General features: G+C 43.7%; 2 protein-coding genes and 1 pseudogene. 2 read left to right on the top strand and 1 reads right to left on the bottom strand.

Translation table 11 applies throughout. The annotated features are described in order from the left end of the window. Positions 1–408 (top strand): hypothetical protein (locus tag F6K49_RS46890; RefSeq protein WP_293109332.1); only part of this gene is annotated, 408 nt, incomplete at its 5' end. 90 nt (positions 409–498) lie between these two features. On the opposite strand, the pseudogene F6K49_RS46885 reads toward F6K49_RS46890, so the two are convergent. Beyond that, positions 499–603 (bottom strand): annotated as a pseudogene (locus F6K49_RS46885) (ABC transporter ATP-binding protein); the annotation flags it as partial. A 334-nt stretch (positions 604–937) separates the two neighbouring features. On the opposite strand from F6K49_RS46885, the gene F6K49_RS46880 reads away from it, so the two are divergent. Next, positions 938–1,423 (top strand): hypothetical protein, encoded by a 486-nt coding sequence (locus F6K49_RS46880; protein ID WP_293109331.1) that lies wholly within the window; start codon positions 938–940, stop codon positions 1,421–1,423. Positions 1,424–1,644: the final 221 nt, after the last annotated feature.

Here is a 1,644-nt window from a genome sequence, read left to right as displayed (position 1 = left end):
TTCCGATGTTGTGAAAAATGTTGTTACGTCTTTGCCGGTTTTTGCGCCTATGGGGATGTGAGCAAAACCATTCAAGCTTTTGGCAACAATCTGTTGGAAATGGAAGAAAACGTACCTATTTGGGAAGATTTGCTCGGCCTGAACGGGTACATTGCCTGGGAGTGCGTAGGGCTTCCCGAGGAAACCCAGTGGTATTTTTACAAGCTCTATCTCAGGGGAGTCAAAGGTCGGGCAATGGATTTGTTTGAGCAAGAAGTTCTGAATCCGTTGAGACAAAAAGGAGAAGAGCATGTAAAACAATATTTCTCAGCAATCGAGAAAAACTATTCTCAAGTCTATGAAAACCACCATACGATGCCCGAGTGGTTGTGGCAAAAGATTCAGCCAGTCTTGGAACAAAAGTATTGAGTTGAACCCAAGGGAACCGGATATAGCTTTTGCTAGTAAGCCTCAGGTACATCTAAATTTTCTTCCAAGTCTCTGTTGATGCAAAGCGCGAGCCGTTTCAATTTCCAAAATAATCGACGGTTGAATCCCTTCGGTAGCTTCGTCTAACACTAATATAGCACTACGCATTAAGGTGTTTGACATTGATAAAACCTGAAACGCTGTTGTAGTAAACTTTTGCCTCTTGCCTCTTGCCTCTTGCCTTGGGCGTAGCGCTATAGCTGAGGACGTCCCATTAATGCCCGTGCGTTCCCATTCTCGCTCAATGGTATCGAGAGGCAACAGCGTTAGTATTTTTATCTGATCAGTATAATCCATGTATCAAAGGTAATGCAAGACCCATTGGTCAGATCTAGCCCAGGACTAAAGTCCTAGAACAATTCAGGTCTATTGCCTCATGTTGTTTCACCCTCCCTGTTTTTAGGATAGAGACATCAAACAGAAATCAGGTTACATCAAAACACTTAGAAATAGCTAAAGGGTGAACACCATGAATATCAAGCACTTTTCCCTACTTGCAGGTCTTGCAGCCATTACCCTCACTAGTTTTCCCATGGCAGCTAATGCCCACAAAATGCATCGATCTTTCTCCAAGCTTAACCTCACTGACCAGCAGCAAGAGCAGATTGACAACATCCGTAACAATAAATACTCTCAAATTGAGGATATTCTCACTCCCCAGCAACAAGAGCAATTTGAAACTATAAAAACACTACGCGGTCAACTACGAGACGCAAAAGAGGCTACAAATCTTTCTCAAGAGCAGCGAGACGAAATCCGCGAAATTAAAAAGTCAGTACGAGAAGAGATGGAAAGTATGAATCTCTCTCAAGAGCAGCGAGGCGAAATCCGGGAGATTAAAAAGTCAGCACGAGAAGAGATGATGGGTATTCTCACCGACGAACAGCGCCAACAAATTCGTCAGGAAATGGGCTCACGTCGAGGTAAGCGTGGATTTAGAAGAGGATTGTTTTAGAACCAGATATCTTATGTAGGGTGGGCAGTGCTAAATAGATATCACCTTAAAAAGCCCCTTGCTAGACACTGCCCACCTGACGATTAATCTAGCTGATGTAGGGTGGGCAGTGCTTAATAGAGATCACATTAAAAAGCCCCTTGCTAGACACTGCCCACCTGACGATTAATCTAGCTGATGTAGGGTGGGCAGTGCTGAATAGAGATCACCTTAAAAAGTCA

It is taken from the genome of Moorena sp. SIO3I6, from assembly GCF_010672095.1.
This window is presented reverse-complemented; position numbering and strand designations above follow the sequence as displayed.

Bases quoted from the DNA above. Each gene is read 5' to 3' on its own strand.
- F6K49_RS46880 (WP_293109331.1), top strand. From the start codon at position 938: ATGAATATCAAGCACTTTTCCCTACTTGCAGGTCTTGCAGCCATTACC.